This window comes from Brevibacterium sp. ACRRH, assembly GCF_022346365.1.
Classification (GTDB): Bacteria; Actinomycetota; Actinomycetes; order Actinomycetales; family Brevibacteriaceae; genus Brevibacterium; species Brevibacterium paucivorans.
On the sequence record NZ_JAKRMN010000010.1, the window covers coordinates 1 to 23,255 of the forward strand.

Annotated in this window: 16 protein-coding genes; 5 read left to right on the forward strand and 11 right to left on the reverse strand. The window is 58.4% G+C overall.

Annotation, left to right across the window (positions count from 1 at the left end):
- Positions 1-90: 90 nt before the first annotated feature.
- Together MHX53_RS09765 and MHX53_RS09770 are read left to right on the forward strand one after the other, a co-directional pair.
- Entirely contained in the window at positions 91-1,815 is a 1,725-nt protein-coding gene (locus tag MHX53_RS09765) for an ABC transporter ATP-binding protein (RefSeq protein ID WP_102238031.1), read from the forward strand.
- On the forward strand, positions 1,812-3,596 hold the full coding sequence (locus tag MHX53_RS09770; protein WP_102238032.1) for an ABC transporter ATP-binding protein: 1,785 nt from the start codon (positions 1,812-1,814) through the stop codon (positions 3,594-3,596). The genes MHX53_RS09765 and MHX53_RS09770 overlap by 4 nt, the downstream gene beginning before the upstream one ends.
- Here the strand turns inward: MHX53_RS09770 and MHX53_RS09775 are convergent.
- Positions 3,593-4,513, reverse strand: a complete 921-nt coding sequence (locus MHX53_RS09775; protein WP_239272639.1) for a heme o synthase — start codon at positions 4,511-4,513, stop codon at positions 3,593-3,595. The two genes, MHX53_RS09770 and MHX53_RS09775, sit on opposite strands and share 4 nt — an antisense overlap.
- A gap of 259 nt (positions 4,514-4,772) precedes the next feature.
- On the opposite strand from MHX53_RS09775, the gene tkt reads away from it, so the two are divergent.
- From tkt to MHX53_RS09790, 3 genes are read left to right on the forward strand one after another with little or no spacing between them, the layout of a single operon-like run.
- Positions 4,773-6,851: a transketolase gene (gene tkt, locus MHX53_RS09780; RefSeq protein WP_239272553.1), complete on the forward strand. Its 2,079-nt coding sequence runs from the start codon at positions 4,773-4,775 to the stop codon at positions 6,849-6,851.
- Positions 6,852-6,884: 33 nt separating this feature from the next.
- Positions 6,885-8,009, forward strand: coding sequence for a transaldolase (gene tal, locus MHX53_RS09785; protein ID WP_102238034.1), 1,125 nt, complete (start codon positions 6,885-6,887; stop codon positions 8,007-8,009).
- The gene (locus MHX53_RS09790; RefSeq protein ID WP_102238035.1) at positions 8,006-9,526 is read left to right on the forward strand and encodes a glucose-6-phosphate isomerase; all 1,521 of its coding nucleotides are present in this window, start codon (positions 8,006-8,008) and stop codon (positions 9,524-9,526) included. Before tal ends, MHX53_RS09790 begins: the two co-directional genes overlap by 4 nt.
- 33 nt (positions 9,527-9,559) lie before the next feature.
- Here the strand turns inward: MHX53_RS09790 and secG are convergent, their stop codons facing one another.
- The 10 genes from secG to MHX53_RS09840 all read right to left on the reverse strand — a co-directional run bounded on the left by secG (position 9,560) and on the right by MHX53_RS09840 (position 23,224).
- Entirely contained in the window at positions 9,560-9,805 is a 246-nt protein-coding gene (secG, locus tag MHX53_RS09795) for a preprotein translocase subunit SecG (RefSeq protein WP_005883401.1), read from the reverse strand.
- A 25-nt stretch (positions 9,806-9,830) separates the two neighbouring features.
- Positions 9,831-10,610: a triose-phosphate isomerase gene (gene tpiA, locus MHX53_RS09800; protein ID WP_239272555.1), complete on the reverse strand. Its 780-nt coding sequence runs from the start codon at positions 10,608-10,610 to the stop codon at positions 9,831-9,833.
- Positions 10,611-10,636: 26 nt separating this feature from the next.
- On the reverse strand, positions 10,637-11,857 hold the full coding sequence (locus tag MHX53_RS09805; protein ID WP_102238037.1) for a phosphoglycerate kinase: 1,221 nt from the start codon (positions 11,855-11,857) through the stop codon (positions 10,637-10,639).
- On the reverse strand, positions 11,858-12,865 hold the full coding sequence (gene gap / locus MHX53_RS09810) for a type I glyceraldehyde-3-phosphate dehydrogenase (RefSeq protein ID WP_102238038.1): 1,008 nt from the start codon (positions 12,863-12,865) through the stop codon (positions 11,858-11,860).
- A 75-nt stretch (positions 12,866-12,940) separates the two neighbouring features.
- Positions 12,941-13,924 carry a DNA-binding protein WhiA gene (whiA, locus tag MHX53_RS09815; RefSeq protein ID WP_102238039.1) on the reverse strand — a complete coding sequence of 328 codons (984 nt, stop codon included), beginning with the start codon at positions 13,922-13,924 and terminating at the stop codon, positions 12,941-12,943.
- A gap of 11 nt (positions 13,925-13,935) precedes the next feature.
- Positions 13,936-14,940, reverse strand: a complete 1,005-nt coding sequence (gene yvcK, locus MHX53_RS09820) for a uridine diphosphate-N-acetylglucosamine-binding protein YvcK (protein WP_102238040.1) — start codon at positions 14,938-14,940, stop codon at positions 13,936-13,938.
- Positions 14,941-15,834, reverse strand: coding sequence for an RNase adapter RapZ (gene rapZ / locus MHX53_RS09825; RefSeq protein WP_102238358.1), 894 nt, complete (start codon positions 15,832-15,834; stop codon positions 14,941-14,943).
- A 44-nt stretch (positions 15,835-15,878) separates the two neighbouring features.
- The gene (gene uvrC, locus MHX53_RS09830) at positions 15,879-17,759 is read right to left on the reverse strand and encodes an excinuclease ABC subunit UvrC (protein WP_102238041.1); all 1,881 of its coding nucleotides are present in this window, start codon (positions 17,757-17,759) and stop codon (positions 15,879-15,881) included.
- On the reverse strand, positions 17,759-20,626 hold the full coding sequence (gene uvrA / locus MHX53_RS09835) for an excinuclease ABC subunit UvrA (protein ID WP_239272557.1): 2,868 nt from the start codon (positions 20,624-20,626) through the stop codon (positions 17,759-17,761). Before uvrA ends, uvrC begins: the two co-directional genes overlap by 1 nt.
- An 84-nt stretch (positions 20,627-20,710) precedes the next feature.
- The gene (locus tag MHX53_RS09840; protein WP_239272559.1) at positions 20,711-23,224 is read right to left on the reverse strand and encodes a DEAD/DEAH box helicase; all 2,514 of its coding nucleotides are present in this window, start codon (positions 23,222-23,224) and stop codon (positions 20,711-20,713) included.
- Positions 23,225-23,255 lie beyond the last annotated feature (31 nt).

Sequence of the window (23,255 nt, forward strand, 5' to 3'; positions counted from 1 at the left end):
GTCGTCGACAGCGTCTACACACGGGACCCGCTTCCCACCTCGGTCGCAAAGAGCCCAGCAACCACCACCGGCAAGGCTTAGACTTGCTCTGTGCTTTTTGCGATCTTTAAACGCTATGTCAGTGCTTATCCAGTAGGCCTCATACTCGTTCTGGTTTTTACGCTCATCCAAGTGATGGGTTCACTGCTACTCCCTGCTCTTAACGCGCGCGTCATCGACGACGGAATCGCCCAAGGCAATTTGACTCTGGTGTGGCAACTTGGCGGGGTCATGCTCATAGTTGCAGTTGCGCAGCTTGCTACAGCCATTATCGAGGTGGCAGCCGGCTCCTACGTATCGATGGCAGTTGCCCGCGATATTCGCCGTGACTTCTTCGCGAAAGTCATGACTTTTGGCCACCAAGAAGCACAGACCTTTGGGATCTCCAGCCTCATCACGCGTTCCACCAACGACGTGCGCCAAGTGCAACAGTTCCTCACCATGGCTATGACAATGATGGTGATGGCCCCAGTCATGGCGTTTGGTGGACTCATCATGGCCTTCGCACAGGACCTAACTCTGTCGTGGGTGATTGTGGTGACTGTGGTCATTCTTGCCATTGTCATGGCGTTGGCTGTCCGCGGCATGGTGCCAAGTTTTCAAGTCATGCAGCAGCGCATCGATGCAATGGGGTCGGTTCTCTCCCAACAACTCGCTGGAACCCGCGTTATTCGCGCGTTTGGCAAAGAGGATCTTGAGAAGAAACGCTTCGCCCAGGCTAATCGCGACATGACTCGCGCAAGCCTCATGGTTGGTCGTTACTTTGTTGCGCTGTACCCCATTGTTTTCGCTCTCATTAATGTGGGGACCGTTGCGGTCGTGTGGTTCGGTGCGCGCGGGGTGGAAGCGGGAACGTCGCAGGTAGGTACTGTCGTTGCGTTTATCCAGTACCTCATGCTCATCATGATGGGCGTTCTTATGTTCGCGTTTATGTCCATGATGGTCCCCCGCGCCGAGGTGGCTGCCGGCCGGCTTGTCGACGTCATGGATACGCGGGTTCACCTTGATCGGGACAGTGGGCTCGTTGATGAGCTCCCCCGTCCTGGAACGTTCGAGTTCCGGGACGTGACCTTTACGTACCCGGGCGCGGAAGAACCGATTGTGCGGGATGTGAGTTTTTCCGCCGAGGTGGGATCCACGGTCGCTGTTATCGGTGCTACCGGCTCCGGAAAGACCACCCTTGCCAAACTTCTCGTACGGCTCTTGGAACCCACCTCGGGCACGGTACTCCTGGGTGGGGTTCCCGTCCGGGACATTTCACGCGATACCCTGGGCACGCAATTTGGCTATGTGGCACAAACTCCATACGTGTTTGGGGCAACGGTTGCACAGAACCTTCGCTTGGGAAACCCTACGGCCAGCGATGAGGAACTGTGGGAAGCTTTGCGCACCGCGCAAGCAGAGGACTTTGTGCGCGAACTCGACGGCCAGTTGGACTTTGAAATCAACCAAGGCGGAAAGAACCTCTCAGGTGGTCAACGTCAGCGCATCGCAATCGCTATGGCGTTAGCCAGGAGCGCACCTATTTTGGTGTTCGATGACTCGTTTTCTGCCCTCGACACGGCAACCGACTTACGACTACGTCAAGCTTTGAGCAACGTGTCTGCAACCAGCCTCATCATTACGCAGCGTATATCCTCGGCCCGAACCGCCGACATCATCGTGGTGCTCGACCATGGCCGTGTCGTTGCGCAAGGAACCCACGACGATCTCATGACAACCTCACCGGTGTATCGCGAGATCGCAGAATCGCAGGCAACCCAGGAGGCACTGTGAGCGAAGAACAAGAACCACACGAAAAGGCCCAGAATTTCTGGAAAACCGTTGCCACGCTCACCCGCGAATTTCGGTATGAACGCGGGCCCATGATTCTGGGTTTCGTTGGCCTCCTGGCTGGAACCTGCCTGACGATTGCCGGCCCCTATGTTCTGGGGCTCGCAACAGATACCGTGTTCGACGGGTTCACCAGCGGCAACGGAATTGACTTTGGTGTGCTCGCCAGACTGTTGCTCATCGTAGTGGTGTTACACCTGGTCGCCGAGTCGTTCACCTTTGCAGGCGGGTGGCTTTTCAACGAAGCCATTCAGAGGGTGCTCTACGGTCTCCGTGAACGTGTTGAAAACAAGGTCCACCGCCTGCCACTGAAGTTCTTGGATTCCCAAAAACGCGGAGACCTTCTATCGAAGCTCAACAACGACCTGGACAATCTCAACACGGCTCTCAACCAAAACATGGAAACGATTGTGACGTCTCTTATCACAGTGTTGGGTGTCCTTGCCGTCATGTTCTGGAGTTCGTGGGAGCTCACGTTGGTAGCGTTGACCACGATTCCTCTCACTGCTGTTGTCATCGGCATTCTGGGCGTCAGGTCGCAAGCCCAGTTCCGCATCCAGTGGTCGCAAACAGGCAAACTCAATGCCCACATTGAGGAGTCGATCTCGGGTCACGAACTTTTGACCATCTACAACGCTACGCCCCAGACCACGGAAACGTTTGCCCGCGGTAACACAGATGTCTTTCACGCGTCGCGCAAAGCACAGCTCTTGTCCGGGTCAATGATGCCGGCGATGATGTTTGTTTCGAACCTGGTGTTTGTGGGAATCGCCGTCGTAGGTGCGGTCCGGGTTGCTTCTGGTGCGATGACTTTGGGTTCCGTACAGGCCTTTATCCAGTACTCACGTCAGTTTTCGCAGCCATTGGCCCAGTTGGGCGGGATTGCTTCGCAGCTACAGTCAGCAGCCGCCAGCGCGGAACGTGTCTACGAGCTCCTCAATCAGCTAGAAGAGGTCGCTGACTCTGGTCGCCATCCTGAGTTCGCTCTCACCCACGGAAAGGTGGAATTCCGTTCGGTGGACTTCTCCTATGATCCAGATCAATCCTTCATCAGCGACCTCAACCTCACTGTTGAGGGTGGTCAGACGGTTGCGATCGTGGGACATACCGGTTCAGGTAAGACCACTCTGGTCAACTTGCTCTTGCGCTTCTATGACGTCACGGGTGGCGCTATTTACCTTGACGGCGTGGATATTCGCGACATCGACCGCCACCAGCTTCGCTCCCCTATTGGCATGGTTCTGCAGGACACGTGGCTGTTTAGTGGAACCATCTATGACAACATCGCGTACGGTCGCGCGGACGCCACCCGTGACGACGTCATGGCGGCCGCTGAGGCCGCATACGTGGACAGGTTCGTAGCCCACTTGCCTGACGGGTATGACACGGTGATCGACGAAACCGGCGGCAATGTTTCGGCTGGTGAACGCCAACTCATCACGATCGCGCGCGCATTCGTGTCCAACCCTGACATTCTTGTTCTCGACGAGGCAACGTCATCGGTGGATACCCGCACCGAGGTGTTGGTTCAAGAAGCTATGAACCGTCTGCGTTCCGGCCGCACTAGCTTCGTGATCGCTCACCGGCTTTCAACGATCCGCAACGCTGATCTGATCGTTGTTATGGAAGCGGGACGCATTGTGGAGTCGGGAACTCATAAAGAGCTCCTTTCCCGAGGTGGTAAGTACGCTGACCTACACGCAGCTTCCGTAGGTGAGGCTTAAACGAAGGGGTTGAGGAACGGGTCGATCGCAACGGCGAGGAACAGTACCGAAAGGTATGTGATCGATCCGTGGAAGACCTTCATAGCGCGCAGACGCGTTCCAGATAGACCCTGCTTGGCGCGACGCACAAACGTGTAGCACTCGTAGAGGAACCACGCACCGGCCAGAACCGCAACGCTGATGTAGAGCGGCCCCATAGGCGCAAGAGGAATAAGCACCAGGCTTGAAAGCACCATGGCCCATGCGTACAGAATAATCTGCTTACCCACCGAGGTGGGAGGCACCTTGGATGGCAACATGGGGACGCCGGCGGCGTCGTAGTCGCGCTTGTACTTAATCGCTAGTGGCCAATAGTGCGGTGGCGTCCAGAAGAAAACGACCAGGAACAAAATGAACGGTTCAAGGGCCAGTGAGCCGGTGACGGCCGACCAACCGATGAGCACTGGCATACATCCGGCGGCCCCACCCCATACGATGTTCTGTGTGGTGTGGCGCTTGAGCATGATGGTGTAGAACACCACGTACAGGAGGATGGCGATAGCGGTCAGACCGGCAGCGACCCAGTTGGTGAATCCGCCCATCCAGAAAATTGATCCGATGCCCAATGCGAAAGCGAAGATAAGCGCTTCCCGTGGGTTCACTTCGCCTGTGACAAGTGGCCGGTTCTCCGTACGGTGCATCTTGGCGTCGATGTCGCGGTCCAAGTAGCAGTTGAACACGGACGCAGATGCCGCAGCAGCAGAACCACCGATGAGGGTAGCCAGGATGAGCCACCAGTCTGGGAGCCCGCGCTGAGCGAGGAACATCACGGGAGCAGTTGTGACCAGGAGCAGTTCGATCACGCGCGGCTTGGTCAGCGCAATGTATGCCCTGAATTTGCTACGTGGCTTACTGCCTCGTCGACGTTCGTCGATCACACGCTGGAGCGGAGCCTCTTCAGTTGCTTCGCTTCCGGTGGTGCTGACTACGTCACGGTGACGTGAACTCACCTACTGACTCCCTCCACAAGATGTGTTCGGTGCGTGCGGGCATCAACAGCGCGCACGGACAGAACAATTCTACTCGCTTCCCAGCATATTGCCAGTCATAGCGCTACATGTCGTAGAACCTCTCCACTCGTGACTCAAACCTTGTACAGTTTGAAATGAATACCGCCTACAGGAGGAACGCCCTTTCATGAGCTCGCTCAACTGGTCCGACACTGATCGAATGGCGGTCGACACCGCCCGTCTTTTGGCCGCAGACGCTGTGCAGAACGCGGGTCACGGCCACCCGGGTACCGCTATGAGCTTGGCGCCAGTCGCCTACTACCTGTACCAGAACGCTCTCACCCACGACCCCAACGATCCTCACTGGCTCGGCAGGGACCGTTTTGTTTTGTCGGCGGGCCACTCGAGCCTGACCCAGTACATCCAGTTGTTCCTCTCTGGCTACGGCCTCGAGCTCGACGACCTGAAGGCCCTCCGCACATGGGGCTCGCTCACGCCAGGTCACCCGGAAGTCGGGCACACTGACGGTGTTGAAATCACCACAGGTCCGCTTGGCTCAGGCCTCGCTTCCGCTGTAGGTATGGCCATGGCCTCACGTCGTGAACGCGGGCTCTTGGACCCTGAAGCACCTGCCGGAAAATCCGTTTTTGACCACTTCATCTACGTGATCGCCGGTGACGGCGACATCCAAGAAGGTGTCTCCGGTGAAGCGTCCTCACTTGCGGGTACCCAGCGCTTGAACAACCTCATCGTCATTTGGGATGACAACCGCATCTCCATTGAGGACAACACGTCTATCGCATTTACCGAAGACGTAACTGCCCGTTATGACGCCTACGGATGGCACACCCAGCACGTGAGCTTCCTCGACGAAAACGGCGACTACACGGAAGACGTCGACGCGCTCCACTCGGCTATTGAGGCTGCGAAGAAGGACCCACGTCCGTCCTTCATTCGCCTGTCCACCATCATCGCGTGGCCTGCACCTAACAAGCAGAACACGGGCGCTTCGCACGGATCAGCTCTGGGCGACGACGAAATCCGTGCCACTAAAGAACTCCTGAACTTCCCTGTCGACGAAACCTTCGTCGTTGCTCCCGAGGTTCTGGACCACACGCGCGCCGTCGCAGAACGTGGACGCACAGCGCACGAAGAATGGAACACCCGCTTCGAAACGTGGCGCACCCAAAACCCTGAACGCGCTGAACTGCTGGATCGACTCACCGCACGTGAGCTTCCGGCGGGACTCGAAGACGCCCTCCCAACGTTTGAACCGTCAGACAAGGGGGTCGCAACGCGCGCGGCTTCTGGTCAAGTCCTCAACTCAATCGCCCCACTTATGCCAGAACTGTGGGGCGGTTCAGCAGACCTCGCCGGATCCAACAACACACTCATTAAGGGAGAACCTTCATTCTTCCCCAAGGACCGCAGTTCCTCCGCATTTGACGGCAACGAGTACGGTCGCAACCTCCACTTTGGTATCCGCGAATTCGCGGCCGGTCTTGCGTGCAACGGAATGGCTCTGCACGGACTCACCCGTCCATACAATGGCACGTTCCTTGTGTTCTCGGACTACATGCGCCCTGCCGTTCGCTTGGCTGCCCTGCAGGAACTGCCCGTCATCTTCGTGTGGACGCACGACTCGATCGGCCTGGGCGAAGACGGTCCAACCCACCAACCGGTTGAGCATTTGAGCTCACTGCGCGCAATCCCTGGCCTGGACGTTGTGCGTCCCGCTGATGCGAACGAAACCGCTGTGTGCTGGCTGGAAATGCTCCGTCGCACCGACGGCCCAACCGGAATGGCGCTCACCCGCCAGGCAGTCCCCGTGCTGGACCGTACGGAACTGGCGGCCGCCTCGGGCGCGGCAAAAGGCGCCTACGTCCTTTCTGATGAGGATGACTTTGAGGTCATCCTCATGGCTTCCGGGTCCGAGGTGGCAATCGCCTTGGACGCAGCCCACCAATTGCGTGCGGAAGGCACGCGCGTCCGCGTTGTGTCCATGCCTAGCCACGAATGGTTCGAAAAGCAGGACGACCAGTACAAGGAATCCGTTCTTCCGGTCACCGCTCGCGCACGAGTGAGCATCGAGGCGGGGTCCGCAATGAGCTGGCATCGATACGTGGGCACGGAAGGACGCTGCATCGCACTCGACCACTTTGGGGCATCTGCCGATTACCAGACGCTCTACCGTGAGTTTGGAATCACCCCGGGAGCTGTTGTGCAGGCAGCTCACGAATCCATCGCCGCTGTTCAAGCTCTTTAACACCAGTCCCCCACCACCAGACAGAGGTAGGCCATGGCAACTCCAGTTCCTTCTCTTCAAGCACTCAGCCACGCCGGAGTTTCGGTCTGGCTCGACGACCTGTCCCGCACCCGGATTACATCCGGAAGTCTGAATGACGCAATCGAAACGCTGTCCGTGGTGGGTGTGACCACTAACCCCACCATCTTCGCGGCCGCGCTTGCCGGTGACGGCTACGAAGAGGCCGTCGCCCAGCTCGCGGCGAAAGGCGTGAGCGTCGACGAAGCGATTGACGTACTAACCACGCAAGACGTTGCGGAAGCGTGTGACATTTTGTTGCCTGTGTACCAGGCAACTGGCGGCGAAGACGGACGCGTGTCCATCGAGGTGCCACCGCACCTGGCTCACGACACGGAAGGGACCGTCGAATACGCCAAGAAGCTTCACCAGATGGTGAACCGAGACGGCGTCATGATTAAGATCCCTGCGACCGAAGAGGGTCTCTTGGCAATCACCCGCGTGATTGCAGAAGGGATTAGCGTCAACGTCACGCTGATCTTTTCGCTGGATCGGTACCGCAAGGTGGTCGAAGCCTATGTCAACGGGCTGGAACGGGCGCGGGAAGAAGGCCACGACATCAGCAACATCCGTTCGGTGGCCTCGATCTTCGTGTCGCGCGTCGACACCGAAATCGATAACCGGATCGACGAACTGGTAAACAACGGCGCTGACAAGGAACTCCTGGAGCTCAAGGGCAAGGCCGGTCTCGCGAACTGCCACTTGGCTCACCGTATTGCGTCGGAGATCTTCGAGTCGGAACGCTTCACCGTGCTCGCTGCCGCTGGCGCCCACAAGCAGCGCCCGCTGTGGGCATCGACCGGAACTAAAAACCCGGCGTACTCCGACACCATGTACGTCGATGGCCTGATCGCCGCCGACACAGTAAACACCATGCCCGAAAAGACGCTGCTGGCGTTTGCCGACCACGGACAGGTTTCCGGCGACACGGTGTTTGGTCGCTACGAAGAAGCCGACCGGATTCTCGACGCGCTGTCCGTTGCAGGCATCCACTACGGCGATGTCATGGACAAACTTGAACGCGAAGGCTTGGAAAAGTTCGACGCCAGCTGGAATGAGCTCGTTGAAACCGTGACTACTGCACTGGAGAAGGCACAGTGACAACTACATCTTCTGTCATCAACGATATTCTCGAAAACCGCATTGCTTCCCGCATCACGGCCCAAGACGCTACCGTGTGGGGACCCGAAGCACAGGACGAAGCGAGCAAGCGCCTGGGGTGGGTCGACCTGCACACTCGCGCTAACGACATCATTGAGAAGGTCACTGGGCTCGCTCAGACGTGTGAGCACGACCGCGTAGTTCTGGCCGGAATGGGCGGATCCTCGCTGGCCCCTGAGGTCATGAGCAACGCGTACGGAAAAGACCTCATCGTGTGCGACTCCACCCACCCGGACCAGGTCTCGTACACGGCCCAGGATCTCGACCGCACGCTGGTAATTATCGCGTCGAAGTCCGGCTCCACCGTCGAAACGGACTCGGCCCGCCGGTTCTTCACCCAGAAGTTCCGTGACGCGGGCATCGACCCCAGTTCGCGTCTCATCGCCATTACCGACCCCGGCTCACCTCTCGATCAGCGCGCTGCGGAAGAGGGCTGGCTAGCGGTGTTTCACGCCGATCCGTCGGTGGGAGGGCGCTACTCTGCGCTCACTCCGTTTGGTCTGGTCCCCGCTGGCCTGGTGGGCGTCGACATTGCTCAGGTGGTTGCTGACGCCGCGTCGATTGCACCTCAACTCGAACAGGACTCAGAGGACAACCTCGCCGTGTATTTGGGCGCGCTCTTGGGTGCCGCTCACGAAAACGGCTACGAGAAGCTCGCGTTGGACCCGCACACTGAACAATTCCAGGGACTGGGCGTGTGGATCGAGCAGTTGATTGCCGAATCCACAGGTAAGGACGGCAAGGGCATTCTTCCGATCGCACCGCAGGACTGCGAAAGCGCTACCACTGTGGCGTTGGGCGCGTCCGATGGCCGTCACGCCGATGTTGTCGTCGACCTGCCGTTGGGTGCCCAGTTCCTTCTGTGGGAGTATGTGACGGCAATCGCGTCGTACGTCATTGGCGTCAACCCGTTTGACCAGCCCAATGTCGAGTCTGCCAAGGCTGCTATGCGTGAACTTCTGGCCGGTGGTGAACAGACGGGCTCTGCGTTGCCGGTGTCGCTTACGGATGGCGCGCTGACCGTGTCGGGTCCTGCTGATCTGGTGAAAGGTGCGCAGTCCGCCGCCGAGGTCGTTGACCGTTTGCGTGCTGTCATTCCGCAGGGCGGGTATGTGGGTCTGCAGGCGTTTGTAGACCGGATCGGCCGGTCGGATCTTGTACGGTTGCGGCCTCAGTTTGCTCAGCGTTTGGGTGTTGCGACCACGTTTGGTTTTGGACCCCGCTACTTGCACTCAACGGGTCAGTACCACAAGGGTGGTCACGCCAACGGTGTGTTTGTGCAGATCACTGACGAAGCTTCCACAGACTTCGATGTGCCGGAAACTGGATTTACTTTCGGCCAGTTGATTGCTGCGCAGTCACGCGGAGATGCGAACGTGCTTAACGATGCTGGGCGACCGGTCCTCCGTTTCCACTTGAGTGGTGAGGACGGTTACGCGCAGTTGTTTGATCTATAAGCTAACTAGCGGTCTAGCCAGCTTCGAGCCTGCTTAGGCTTGGAAGCTGGCGATCAGGCCCAGCAGTACGATTGAGGCTGCCCACACGATTGCGATCAGTGTGGTGTACATGTTGAGGTTCTTTTCGGCAACCCCGGACGAACCCAGGTTAGCGCTCATTCCTCCACCGAACATGTCGGACATTCCGCCACCCTTACCTTTGTGCAAGAGGACAAAGGCAATGAGGATGAAGCTGGTAAGGATGAGTACGCCAGTCAGAATCCACGTCAAAATTTCCACGTCGCCTACCTTAGCACTGTTCGGTTCACAAGCGAACCGACGCTGCGATGAGTCGCGCGAAAGTGTCGGGGTCGAGGCTCGCGCCACCCACAAGGGCCCCGTCGACGTGTTCGGACTGCATAATTTCAGCCACGTTTTCAGGTTTCACGGATCCGCCGTAGAGAATCCGGGTCGATTCGGCAACGGACGCGTCGTAGCGCTGGGCCAACCAGCCACGGATTTCTTGCGCCATCTCACGCGCGTCGTTTGCCGTGGCAGTCTTGCCGGTGCCAATAGCCCACACCGGTTCATACGCAATCACGAGTTCTTCAGGAGCATCGATCTGGGCAAGGGCTTCCTCACACTGCTCAAGAGTGAACGACACGTGGTCCCCGTTTTCACGCTCAGTCAGGGATTCGCCCACGCACAAAATCGGAGTGAGTTCGTGGTCAAGTGCTGCACGCACTTTGCGTCCTACCAACGCGTTGTCTTCGTGGTGGTCGCTGCGTCGTTCGCTGTGTCCCACAACGACGAAGTCGCAGCCGAGCTGTTGCAGGAAGCGACCACTGATGTCACCCGTGTGAGCGCCTTCCGCATGTTCGGACAGATCCTGGGCCCCATACGACAGCGGTAGCTTGTCGCCTTGAATGAGGGTCTGCACGGAGCGGATATCGGTGAAGGGCACTAGAACAGCTACCTGTGCTGTGTCTTCACTGATCTTCGCGTCGCGCAGTGCCCACGCCAATTTTTGGACAACGGAAATCGCTTCCAAGTGGTCGTGGTGCATCTTCCAGTTTCCAGCCAAAAGCGGAAGGCGGTTCGTCACGGTGTCTCCTCTGTGTGAGTTCTGTTCTAGTCCAGAACGGTCAGTCCGGGAAGCTCTTTGCCTTCGAGGAATTCTAGACTAGCGCCTCCGCCGGTCGAAATGTGACCGAAGTCGTCGTCGCTAAATCCAAGTGCTCGAACAGCGGCCGCGGAGTCGCCTCCCCCAACCACGGTGAGACGACCCTGCTCGACTCCTCCGTGTGCGGTGGACAGGGCTTCGGCAACAGCTTTGGTTCCTGTTGCGAACGCTTCGAACTCGAAAACACCCATGGGGCCGTTCCAGAACACGGTCTTCGATTCGGCAATGGTATTCGCGTACGCCTTGGCGCTCTCGGGACCAATGTCCAAACCAAGTGCAGACTCACCAGCCGGAGTGTTTTCCAGTTCGTCGACGCCCACGGTCCAGTGCTCTGCATCAGCAGCGAACTTTTCGGCCATCACAATGTCGGTAGGCAACATGATGGTGACGCCCTTGTTTTGCGCGGTCTCGAGGTAACCCTTGACCGTATCGATCTGGTCTTCTTCCAGCAACGACGCTCCAACGCCCTTACCCTGAGCCTTCAGGAAGGTGTACACCATGCCACCACCGATAATGAGGGTGTCCGCACGTTCAAGCAGGGATTCGATAACGCCCAGCTTGTCCGACACTTTCGAACCGCCCAAAACAACCGTGTACGGACGCTGGGGGTCTTCCAAAAGCTGGCGACTCACACGCACCTCGGCCTCAACGAGACCACCGGCGTAGTGTGGGAGCTTCTGCGCAATGTCGTACACACTGGCCTGCTTACGGTGAACAACACCAAAGCCGTCAGACACATATACGTCTGCCAGGCTTGCGAGCTGTTGTGCGAACTCATCGCGCTCAGCGTCGTCCTTGGAGGTTTCACCAGGGTTGAAACGCAGGTTCTCGAGAAGCAAAACCTCGCCGTCGGCAAGCTGTTCTGCCTTCGCGCGCGCATCCTCACCAACGGTGTCAGATGCAAACTTCACCTCACGCCCAACTTCCTTCGCGAGCTCTTCAACAACAGGAGCCAGCGAAAACTCTGGCTTCACTTCACCCTTGGGGCGCCCCAGGTGAGCCATCACGATCACCCGGGCGCCCGCCTCGGCGAGATCACGGATGGTAGGAGCCGACGCCTTGATGCGGCCCGCATCCGTAATCGTGTCGCCGTCCATAGGCACGTTCAGGTCACTGCGCACCAAGACGCGCTTGCCGGCAAATTCGCCGAGGTTGTCAAGAGTTTTCATTTACTTCTCCAGTTTCGCTGCTACCAGTTCGACCATTTCAACGAGTCGTTCCGAGTAGCCCCATTCGTTGTCGTACCATGCAATAACTTTGATCTGGTTGCCAACCTTGCGGGTGAGTTCAGCGTCGAAGATCGACGAGTGGCTGGCCATCACGATGTCCGAAGACACGATGGGGTCTTCCGTGTATTCCAGGATGTGTCCCAAGTCGCCACTGGTTGCTTCCTTGACCGCCGCGTTGATCTCTTCAACCGATACGTCGCGGGAAGGAATGAATGTCAGGTCGACGAGCGAACCGGTAGGAACCGGTACACGAACGGCGAAACCGTCGAGCTTACCGTCCAGCTGAGGCAAAACCTTGCCCACAGCCTTAGCCGCACCCGTAGTGGTGGGCACGAGGTTCACGGCTGCCGCGCGTCCACGGCGCAGGTCCTTGTGAGGACCGTCCACCAGGTTCTGTCCACCGGTGTATGCGTGAACCGTAGTCATGATTCCCGATTCGATACCGCAGAATTCGTCCAGAACCTTTGCCACAGGAGCCAGGCAGTTGGTAGTGCAGCTGGCGTTGGACACGATGTGCTGGTTAGCGGGGTCGTACTCGTTGTCGTTGACACCCATGACAAACATGCCGTCAACGTCTTTTCCGGGAGCGGAAAGTACGACTTTCTTGACCGTTTCGCCCAGGTGCAGGGCCGCCTGGTCGCGCTTCTTGAACTTACCCGTACACTCGACAACCACCTCGGCGCCGGCGCCTGCCCAATCGATGTCAGCCGGGTCCTTGTGAGCCGATGCGGCGATGCGCTTACCGTTGACGGTCAGCGACTCGTCGTCATATGTCACTTCACCGTCAAAACGACCCCACACGCTGTCGTACTTGAGCAAGTGTGCGAGCTGTCCGTTGTCTGTCAGGTCGTTGATTGCCACGACCTCTAAATCCAGGTCATTCTCCAAAACGATACGGAGAAATGAACGTCCAATACGACCAAAACCATTGATGCCAACGCGAGTCATGTCACTCCTGATGAGAGAGATTGTCGTGCATCTCCATCGTAGTACGCCACACGTGTGTGGCACATGTGTGAAAGGTTAAACGTCTTCTAACATTTCGGGTGTCAGATTAGCTTCGGTGTCGGGGATTCCGAGTTCGGCAGCCTTTTTGTCGGCCGTTGCCAGGAGCCTGCGGATGCGCCCAGCGATCGCGTCCTTGGTCATGGGCGGTTCAGCGAGCTGGCCCAGTTCCTCCAGCGATGCCTGCTTGTGCTCCAAACGGAGTTTGCCCGCGTACTTGAGGTGTTCGGGCACTTCGTCCCCCAAGATCTCAAGAGCGCGTTCCACCCTGGCACCGGCAGCCACTGCAGCACGCGCGGACCTACGCAGGTTGGCGTCGTCGAAGTTTGCCAGGCGGTTGGCCGTCGCGCGGACTTCCCGTCGCAAGCGACGTTCCTCCCACACCAGGCGAGTCTGTTCGGCACCCATCGAGGTCAAGAGAGCTCCGATCGCTTCGCCGTCGCGGATCACCACGCGGTCCACTCCGCGTACTTCGCGGGCTTTCGCAGAAATCCCCAAACGGCGCGCCGCCCCCACGAGCGCAAGTGCCGCCTCGGGTCCCGGACTGGTCACTTCAAGGGCAGATGACCGACCCGGTTCGGTCAAGGAACCGTGCGCCAAGAACGCTCCCCGCCACGCAGCCTTCGCATCGGTGAGGGAACCGTTGACAACAGCGGCTGGAAGGCCACGCACTGGGCGCCCCTGACCGTCGATGAGACCGGTCTGGCGAGCAAGCGCAACGCCGTCGGTGGCAACCCGCACCATAAAGCGCGAACCCTTTTTCAGCCCTGAACCGTTCACCACGACGATTTCGGCAACGTGACCGTACAGGTCCTTAATTTCAGCGCGCAGTTTCCGGGCAGCCGCACCCGTGTCCAGTTCAACCTCGACGACGATGGAGCCCGCAACGATGTGCAGCGCAGAGGAAAAACGCAGAAGCGAGGACACTTCCGCTTTACGTGCAGCGGTCCGCGGTTCGACGAAACGCGCAAGTTCATCCTTTACTTGTGCTGTCAGAGCCATGCCATTCCCTTCTACCACTGCTCGTTCGTTGGAATCCCCGCGTCGGACAAAATGTCACGGTAGCACGCGGCGAGTTTGAGGCTGTCGTGAACGCCGGGGGTGCTGGATTCCACGGACGCGAACCACGTGCGAGCCCCAAACAGGTTCGACGCGGTGGTCGCAAGTCCGGTTTGCCCGCTACCTGCTTCTTCATCCACGAGGACGTAGTCAATGCGCAGATCAGGAGCGTGTTCGTGGAGCACTCGCACGAAGTCACGCATGTGCATTCCGCGCCCCTCGTCCATATCTCCAGGCAGGTTGAGTGTGAGGATTCGCACCGCGTCGCTCTCTCGGATCGCCTTCTGTAGCTGGGGCACCAGCATGTGAGGCATGACCGAGGTGTACCAGGACCCCGGCCCTAGGTTGAGCACGTCGGCGTTGGTGACGGATTCTAGGGTTTCCCGGCGGGCGGGCGGTGAGTCGGGTTCCAGGTGAACCTGTTTCACCGTTCCCGAGGTAGTTGCCACGTTGCACTGCCCGGATATCTTTTCGAGGTTGCCAGTACCGTCGTCGACATCGGCGGTAATGGTGAGCGGGATACTCGACATGGGCAGGACGCGCCCTTGAGCGCGCACCAACTGGGCCATCCAATCCAGACCGTCAACCGGGTCGCCCAAGTGTTGCCACAGTGCAGTGATGAGCAGGTTACCTGCCGAGTGGTCATTGAGCGGTCCGTCGGAAACGAACCGGTGCTGAATGACGTCGCGCCAAGTTTGGCCCCATTCGCTGTCGCCACACAGCGCGGCAAGTGCCATGCGCAGGTCCCCGGGTGGCAACACGTCGAACTCTTCGCGCAAACGACCGGAGGATCCGCCGTCGTCGGCAACCGTGACAACGGCGGTGAGGTTCTTAGTCAGTAACCTGAACGCTCGAAGCGCGGAGTAGAGTCCGTGGCCACCGCCAAATGCGACCACTCGAGGCCCAGCCATTTTTGACCGGGAGAAAAACACAGGTAGTTCGGTTGTGGGTATTTCCATTTATTCCCGCCCCAAGTCTCGGTGGCGCACGGTTACGCGTGCCTGGGTGCGGTCGGCTAAGCGTCGTGCGAGTTGTTCAGTGATGGCTACTGAGCGGTGCTTCCCTCCCGTACAACCGATAGCGACGGTTGCGTACGAACGGTGTTCCCGCAGATAGCCGTGAATAATTACGTCAAGCGTACTCAAGTACCTGTCGACAAAGGAAAGCGCCCCCGGCTGTGACAGCACATAGCTGGACACGGCTTCGTCTTCTCCGGTCATGGAACGCAGGTGAGGAATCCAGTACGGGTTGGGCAAGAAACGCACGTCAACAACGTGGTCTGCGTCCTTTGGAAGCCCGTATTTGAATCCGAAGCTCATGACTGTGATGCGCAAAGCAGACACGTTCTCGGTGTCGAAAATTCGCTTGATCTCGGCACCCAGCTGGTGGACGTTGAGGTCCGAGGTGTCGACCCGGTAGTCGGCTTTGTTACGAATCTCTGAAAGCATCGCGCGTTCCGCGTCGATTCCGTCGATGAGGGTTCCGTCTTCCTGCAACGGGTGGGGACGTCGCACCGATTCGAACCGCCTCACGAGCACTTCATCGGAGGCGTCGAGGAACAGGATTTTGATGCGTACACCTTGGTCCTGGTAGTCGGCCAAGGAGTTTTCTAGCTCGCTAAACGTGTACCGGCTTCGCACATCGGCGACGACCGCGACCTTGGGGAGTTTGCCGTCGGCCCTGGCGACCAGTTCCACCAGCGGAATGATCATCTGCGGTGGCAGGTTGTCAACGACGTACCACCCCAGGTCTTCGAGCGTGTTGGCAGCCGTGGACCTCCCGGCCCCGGACATTCCCGTGAGAACAAGAACTTCGAAGTCGCCACCCAGGATCGGCCCGGTCTGTTCAGTCATGCGCACGCCCTTCTGTCGGTTCTTCTACCGTACCGGTATTTTGCTCATCTACCCGCATTTTGCTCATCTGGTTGAGCTGGAGTGAAGTGACCATGGATCTTGTCAGCTAACTGGGGGCCGATCCCGCGTGCCTGCGTCAGCTCTTCAACGGACGCGGCTTTGATCTTCTTGAGTGACCCAAAATGCTTGAGCAGGGCTTTTTGTTTGGCAGCCCCGAGCCCCTCGATCGCGTCGAGTTCCGATCGCGTCATGGATGCCGAACGCTTTTGCCGGTGGTACGTGATTGCAAATCGGTGGGCTTCGTCGCGAATGCGCTGAAGCATGAATAGGCCCTCCGAATTACGCGGAAGAATGACGGGGAATTCGTCCCAGGGAACCCAGACTTCTTCTAAGCGTTTCGCAAGTCCCACCACTGTGATGTCGGGAATGCCGAGGTCGTGAAGGGCTTGCGTGGCCGCGTGGACCTGCGGAAGTGCCCCGTCGACGACGAGAAGGGACGGGCGGTATCCGAATCCGGAGTCATCCTTGCCCATGTTCTCCAGATAGCGTTCGAAGCGCCGGCTGACCACGTTGTACATCGCCGAGGTGTCATCCCGGGCGGCGTCCCCGGTCACCGAAAACCGTTTGTAGTCCTTCTTTTTGGGCAGGCCGTCTTCGAATACCACCAGCGAGCCCACCACGTTTTGGCCTGCCGTGTGGGAGTTGTCGATGCATTCGATGCGTAGGGGTGGTTCTGTGAGGTCGAGTGCTTCGTGAATTTCATTGAGTGATTGTGAACGGGTAGTGAGATCGGATGCGCGCCTGGTCTTGTGGAGAGCTAGCGCCTTGTGCGCGTTGAGTTCGGCGGTCTCAAGGACCGCTTTCTTTTCTCCGCGCTGAGGGACGCGCATGTCGATCTTGGCTCCTCGGACTGACCTGAGCCATTCCCCTAACAGTTCGCTATCTGCGGGTTCGTGGCTCGTTAAAATCTCGGTGGGGATCGCGTGAGTGTCCACATCGGTGTATGCCTGTCGGATCGCGTCTTCGATCAGCTCACCGGGTGCCTTGTCCTCCATGCGCTCAATGATCCAGCCACGCTGGCCCCGGATGCGTCCCCCACGAATGTGGAACACCTGCACCGAGGCTTCCAGCTCTTCTGCGTAGAGACCAAAGACGTCGGCGTCCGCGTTCAGCGAGAGCACCACGGCGTTCTTATTCAGCACGGTTTCTAAGGCTGCGATTTCATCGCGCAAACGTGCAGCGGTTTCAAAATCGAGGTTCGCGGACGCTTCCTTCATGGCCTGCTTGCGAACCGAGATGAACTTCCCGGAGTTACCCGACATGAACTCGATGACGCTTTTGACCAGTTCTGCATATTCGTCTTTGTCGATCTTTTCCACGCACGGTGCGGAACACTTGTCGATGTACCCCAACAGGCATGGCCGTCCTTGACGCTGGGCCCGGTCGAACACCGTTTTGGCGCAGGTACGCACGGGGAATGCTTTCAGCAGTAAATCTAGGGACTCCCGGATGGCCCACACAGCGGTAAAGGGGCCAAAGTACTTCACGCCCTTCTTGCGTTTGCCTCGCGTAACAAATACGCGCGGGAAATCGTCGCGCACCGTGATCGCCAAGTACGGGTAGGACTTGTCGTCCCGGAACATCACGTTGAACCGTGGATTGAATTCGTTGATCCACGTCCACTCGAGTTGCAGGGCCTCGACTTCAGTTTTCACCACGGTCCAGTTCACACTGGCAGCCGTGTGAACCATGGTGAACGTGCGGGGGTGCAAACCGGCGGGGTCGGCAAAGTACGAATTCAACCTGTTGCGCAGGTTCTTCGCTTTGCCAACGTAGATCACGCGCCCGTCGGCATCGCGAAACGTGTAAACACCGGGGTCGGTGGGGATCTCCCCGGTTTTAGGCCGGTAGAGCTGTGGATCCACTACAAGCGTTCCCGTATCGCCGGCATGTTTGCAAGGAACCGTCCAGTGTGGCTGGCTTCTACCCCGGCAACTTCTTCGGGGGTACCTGTGGCAACCACGGTGCCACCACCTCGGCCGCCTTCCGGACCCATGTCGATGATGTAGTCCGCAGATGCGATCACATCCAGGTTGTGTTCGATGACAATGACCGTGTTGCCCTTGTTCACCAGCCCCTGCAGAACGCCCAAGAGTTTGCGAATGTCTTCGAAGTGCAGACCCGTGGTGGGTTCGTCGAGGACGTACACAGTGCGACCTCGGGAGCGTTTTTGCAGCTCAGCCGCCAACTTGACGCGCTGCGCCTCTCCCCCAGACAGCGTAGTGGCCGGCTGCCCCAAACGGACGTACCCCAGCCCCACTTCGACCAAGGTCGACAGGTGGCGGTGAATGGCAGGGACAGCGGAGAAGAACTCGGTGGCTTCTTCGATGGGCATGTCCAGAACGTCAGCGATTGACTTGCCTTTGAACTTCACGTCCAAGGTTTCGCGGTTGTAGCGCTGACCCTTACACACTTCGCACGGGACGTAGACATCGGGGAGGAAGTTCATTTCGATCTTGATGGTTCCGTCACCGCTACAGTTTTCGCAACGCCCACCCTTGACGTTGAACGAAAAGCGCCCTGGTTGGTATCCGCGGATGCGCGCGGTTTCGGTTTCTGCAAAAAGCTTACGCACGTGGTCGAATACGCCGGTGTAGGTGGCTGGGTTGGACCTGGGTGTGCGCCCAATGGGTGACTGGTCCACGTGAATGACTTTGTCCAGATTGTCCAGCCCGGTCACTCGCTTGTGCAGGCCGGGCACCTGTTTGGAGTTGTTGAGCTCGTTGGCCATCACGGTGTACAGAATGTCGTTCACCAGCGTTGATTTACCGGAACCGGATACACCGGTCACAGCGGTGAAAACGCCCAGTGGGAAGTCGACCTTGACGTTCTTCAGGTTGTTGGCACGTGCGCCTTCCACGGTGACGGTCCGTTTGGGATCGCGCGGGCGTCGATCCTGGGGGATCTCAATGGCCTTAGCTCCCGACATGTACGCACCGGTGATGGACTTCTTTTCTTTGAGAAGTCCTTTGTAGTCACCGGAGTAAATGACTTCACCACCGTGTTCCCCAGCACCGGGACCAATGTCCACGATCCAGTCAGCGGTCTCGATCGTTTCTTCGTCGTGTTCGACCACGATGAGCGTGTTGCCCAGGTCGCGCAAGCGCTGGAGGGTTTCGATGAGGCGACGGTTGTCGCGCTGGTGAAGTCCGATCGACGGTTCGTCCAGCACGTACAGGACGCCCACCAACCCGGAACCGATCTGGGTAGCCAAGCGAATACGCTGCGCTTCACCACCGGACAAGGTGCCCGCGGTGCGGTGCAGGGTCAGATATTCGAGCCCCACGTCGAGCAAGAAGCGCATACGCGCGCCAATTTCCTTGAGCACTTGCGCTGCGATCTGAGCGTCGCGTCCGTCGAGCTCCAGATTGGTAAGGAAGTGGGCAGCTTCGTCCAGTGGCATGTCGCTGACATCGGCAATCGACTTTCCGCCCACCAACACGTGAAGCGCTTCCGGCTTGAGTCGCGTACCGTCGCATTCGGCACACGGCACTTCGCGCATATACGACTCATAGCGGGCACGCGAGTGCTCCGACTCAGTCTCTTGGTGCTTGCGCAGAATGTAGGCGAAAACGCCTTCGAAACCGGTGGAGTACGTGCGTTCGCGCCCAAACCGGTTGCGGTACTTGACGTGGACTTGGTAGTCCTTGCCTTCCAGAATCGCTGTGCGGTGTTTCTTACTCAGGTCCTTCCACGGGGTGTCCATGGAAAAGCCGAGGTCGTCCGCAAGTCCCTGCAAGAGTCGAGTGAAGTACTTGGCTGTCGTCTTCCCCATGCTCCAGGGTGCGATCGCACCTTGTGCCAGGCTCAGGTCTTCGTTGGGGACGACAAGCTGCTGATCGACGTGGAGCCGCGTTCCGATTCCGTCGCACACGGGGCATGCTCCGAAAGGCGAGTTGAACGAGAACGTGCGTGGCTCAATTTCGTCGGTGGTCAACGGGTGTTCATTGGGGCACGAGAGGTGCTCCGAATACGTGCGCTTCTCCCCTGTTTCAACCAGTTCCACGTCAACGCGGCCGTTTGCTGTGGAAAGGGCGGTTTCCACGGAGTCGGTGAGCCGCTGGTGAATGCCGTCCTTGGCAATCAGGCGGTCGACAACCACGGAAATGTCGTGTTTGTACTGCTTTTTGAGCGTGGGTGGTTCGGTCAGGCTGACCGTTTCACCGTCGACAACTGCACGTGAGAACCCTGCTTGTTGGAACTGTTGAAACAGGTCGGTGAACTCGCCTTTACGCTGACGCACAACGGGGGCCATCACGATGAACTTGGTGCGTTCCGGCAGGGCGCTGAGCTGGTCAACGATCTGTTGTGGGGTCTGTCGCGTAATCGCTTCCCCACACGTGGGGCAATGCGGCTTACCGATACGCGCCCACAGCAGACGCATGAAGTCGTAGACCTCGGTAATGGTTCCCACGGTTGACCGGGGGTTGCGTGAGGTGGATTTCTGGTCGATCGAAACAGCTGGCGACAGCCCTTCGATGAGATCGACGTCTGGTTTGTCCATCTGCCCCAAGAACATGCGGGCATACGAAGACAGAGATTCGACGTAGCGTCGCTGCCCTTCAGCGAAAATTGTGTCAAACGCCAGCGAGGATTTTCCAGAGCCGGAAAGCCCCGTGAACACGACAAGTGAATCACGCGGAATCGAAACGTCGACGTTCTTGAGATTGTGCGCGCGTGCGCCTTTGACGAGCAATGTATCCAGATGCGAAATGCCTTTACTCACGCTCATTAGTGTATGCGCTTTCGAATATATATTCGATGTGAGATGCCTGACCTGTGCGAACCTCAGTCCTCAATTGCAAGGCAGAACACCTCAGTTCCCAGTCAGCGGCCCTACGTCAAGGATCTCAACAACGACCTCGCCGGCTTCGTCACTCGCGGGCAGATCCACGCGCGCAGTGATCGCCCAGTCCATGTCCCCTTCCGGGTCGTCAAGGATCTGACGAACCGTCCATTCTTCATCGTTTGTGTCGAGGAGCGTGAAGAACTTGGGTCCGCGCGAGTAGTTGCTCACGCCCAGGTCGCCGTATTCGTCGTAGAAGTCTTCGATTGCGTCTTCCCACTTCTTCTGTGTCCATCCGGATTCTCCGTCGAGGTCTCCCAGCGCATCGTATGCCGCCCGCTCAGCCAGAATGACCCGGTGGAACATGGCATTCCGCACCGCGCGCGTGAACGCCTGGGTGTCAGATGAGAACGTGCGGGACATATCCAAGGCGGGTAACACCTCGGCCTCATCCCCGGCATTCTTGAGCGCTTCCCACTCTTCCACCAGCGAGGAATCCACCCGCATCACGGTGGCGCCCAACCACTCAATGATGGACGTGAGTTCTTCATTGCGCAGGTCGTGGGGCACGTTCTGCACGAGCGAGCGATACACGTCCGTGAGGTACCGCAGGAGCCCACCTTCAACGCGCGCTAGCCCGTAGTAGTTGACGAACTGGGAGAAGTTCATCGAGTGTTCCACCATGTCGGCAACCACGGCCTTGGGGGTGATGCCGATTTCGCGCAGCCACGGCGCGTTGTGGGTAAACGCGTCAAAGGCTTCTTCAAGAACCTCTCCGTTGGGTTGCGGGTAGGTGATTTCGTCCAGAATTTCCATGCGTTCGGCGTAGTCGACGCCGTCAGCTTTGAGCGCCGCCAACTCTTCGCGTTTGATCCGGTTGAGCTGGCCTTTGAGCACGGCGTGAGACACGTCGGTGGTCGCTTCGATCACTGAGAGGACGTCCATGGCGTACGTGTCGGATTCGGGGTCGAACAGTTCCAGCGCGGCAAGCGCGAACGGCGACAGTGGCTGGTTGAGCGCAAACTGTGGTCCCAAATCTTTCACGGGCTCATATTCGACCCGGTCCCCCACCACGCGACGCTCGATCACGCCTGCGTCGAGCAGGTTGCGTCCAATGCGCAGGGCACGCAGGTACATATCGAGGGTGTTGTCGTCGTGGCTGGAATCGATGAAGTCCTTGACGGTGTCCACGCTGGCGTGCGGGCGGCTGAGCAGGTTGATCACCGTTGAGTGTGTAATGCGCATGCGGCTCTTGAGTTCTTCGGGCTTGCCTTCGACCAGGTGGTTAAACGTGGTTTCAGACCAGTTCACGAACCCTTCCGGAGCTTGCTTCTTGACCACTTTTCGGCGTTTCTTAGGGTCGTCTCCGGCCTTGAGTAGCGCCTTCTTGTTCTCAATGACGTGTTCGGGCGCTTGGGCGACCACAAAACCTTCCGTATCGAATCCAGCGCGCCCGGCTCGCCCGACGATCTGTTGAAATTCGCGGACCCGCAAGCGACGTTGGCGGAACCCGTCGAATTTGGTGAGGCCGGTGAGCACCACGGTGCGGATGGGCACGTTGATTCCCACTCCCAAAGTGTCCGTACCCGAGATTACGGACAGCTTTCCGTTCGACGCCAAGTGTTCAACCAGTCGCCTGTATTTGGGGAGCATGCCGGCGTGGTGGACTCCCACTCCCGCCAAGAGCATCCGCTTGAGTGTGACTCCGAATCCTTTAGAGAACCCAAAACCTCGGATTTCTTCTGCGATTTCTTCGCGTTGTTCACGTGTTGCGAGGTTGGCGTTGACTACGCTGCTGGCCAGTTCCACCGCGGCGGCTTGAGCAAAGGACACCACATAGATGGGGGCTTTGTTGTCGCGCACCAATTTGCTCAGGGTTTCGTGGAGCGGTTCTTCTGAGTAGGCGTAGCTGAGTGGAACCGGCCGGTGGGCGGACGTGATGAGGGAGCAGTCGCGTCCGGTGAGTTCGGTGAGTGACTTTTGAATCGCCGAGGTGTCCCCCAGTGTCGCCGACATTAGGACGAACTGTGCGGCAGGGAGGGTGAGAAGGGGGGTCTGCCACGCCCATCCGCGTTGAGGGTCGGCGAAGTAGTGGAACTCGTCCATGACGACCATGCCCACGTCTAAGGTGGCGCCTTCACGCAGGGCCTGGTTGGCGAGGATCTCGGCTGTCGCACAGATGATGGGAGCATCTGCGTTGACGGTGGAGTCGCCTGTCACCATTCCCACGTTCTCAGCGCCAAAAATATGGGTGAGGTCAAAGAATTTTTCACTCACAAGCGCTTTGATGGGCGCAGTGTAGTACGTGCGTTGTCCGCGACACAGCGCAAAGAACGCGGAGGCTAACGCAACCATCGATTTCCCTGAGCCTGTGGGCGTTGCCATGATTGTGTTGTCGCCGGTGAGGATCGCCAGAATTGCTTCTTCTTGCGCCGGGTACAGCGTTATGCCTGTGTCTTTTGTGTACTCGACAAATGTCTCAAAAAGCGTGTCGGAATCTGCGAACTCTTCCGGGACACGATAAAGATGTGGCAAGGCGAACAACTTTCCATCAATTTCGTCTACACATCGACCC

Bases quoted from the DNA above. Each gene is read 5' to 3' on its own strand.
- tkt (WP_239272553.1), top strand. From the start codon at position 4,773: ATGAGCTCGCTCAACTGGTCCGACACTGATCGAATGGCGGTCGACACC.
- tal (WP_102238034.1), top strand. From the start codon at position 6,885: ATGGCAACTCCAGTTCCTTCTCTTCAAGCACTCAGCCACGCCGGAGTT.
- MHX53_RS09805 (WP_102238037.1), bottom strand. From the start codon at position 11,857: ATGAAAACTCTTGACAACCTCGGCGAATTTGCCGGCAAGCGCGTCTTG.
- gap (WP_102238038.1), bottom strand. From the start codon at position 12,865: ATGACTCGCGTTGGCATCAATGGTTTTGGTCGTATTGGACGTTCATTT.
- whiA (WP_102238039.1), bottom strand. From the start codon at position 13,924: ATGGCTCTGACAGCACAAGTAAAGGATGAACTTGCGCGTTTCGTCGAA.
- yvcK (WP_102238040.1), bottom strand. From the start codon at position 14,940: ATGGAAATACCCACAACCGAACTACCTGTGTTTTTCTCCCGGTCAAAA.
- rapZ (WP_102238358.1), bottom strand. From the start codon at position 15,834: ATGACTGAACAGACCGGGCCGATCCTGGGTGGCGACTTCGAAGTTCTT.
- uvrA (WP_239272557.1), bottom strand. From the start codon at position 20,626: ATGAGCGTGAGTAAAGGCATTTCGCATCTGGATACATTGCTCGTCAAA.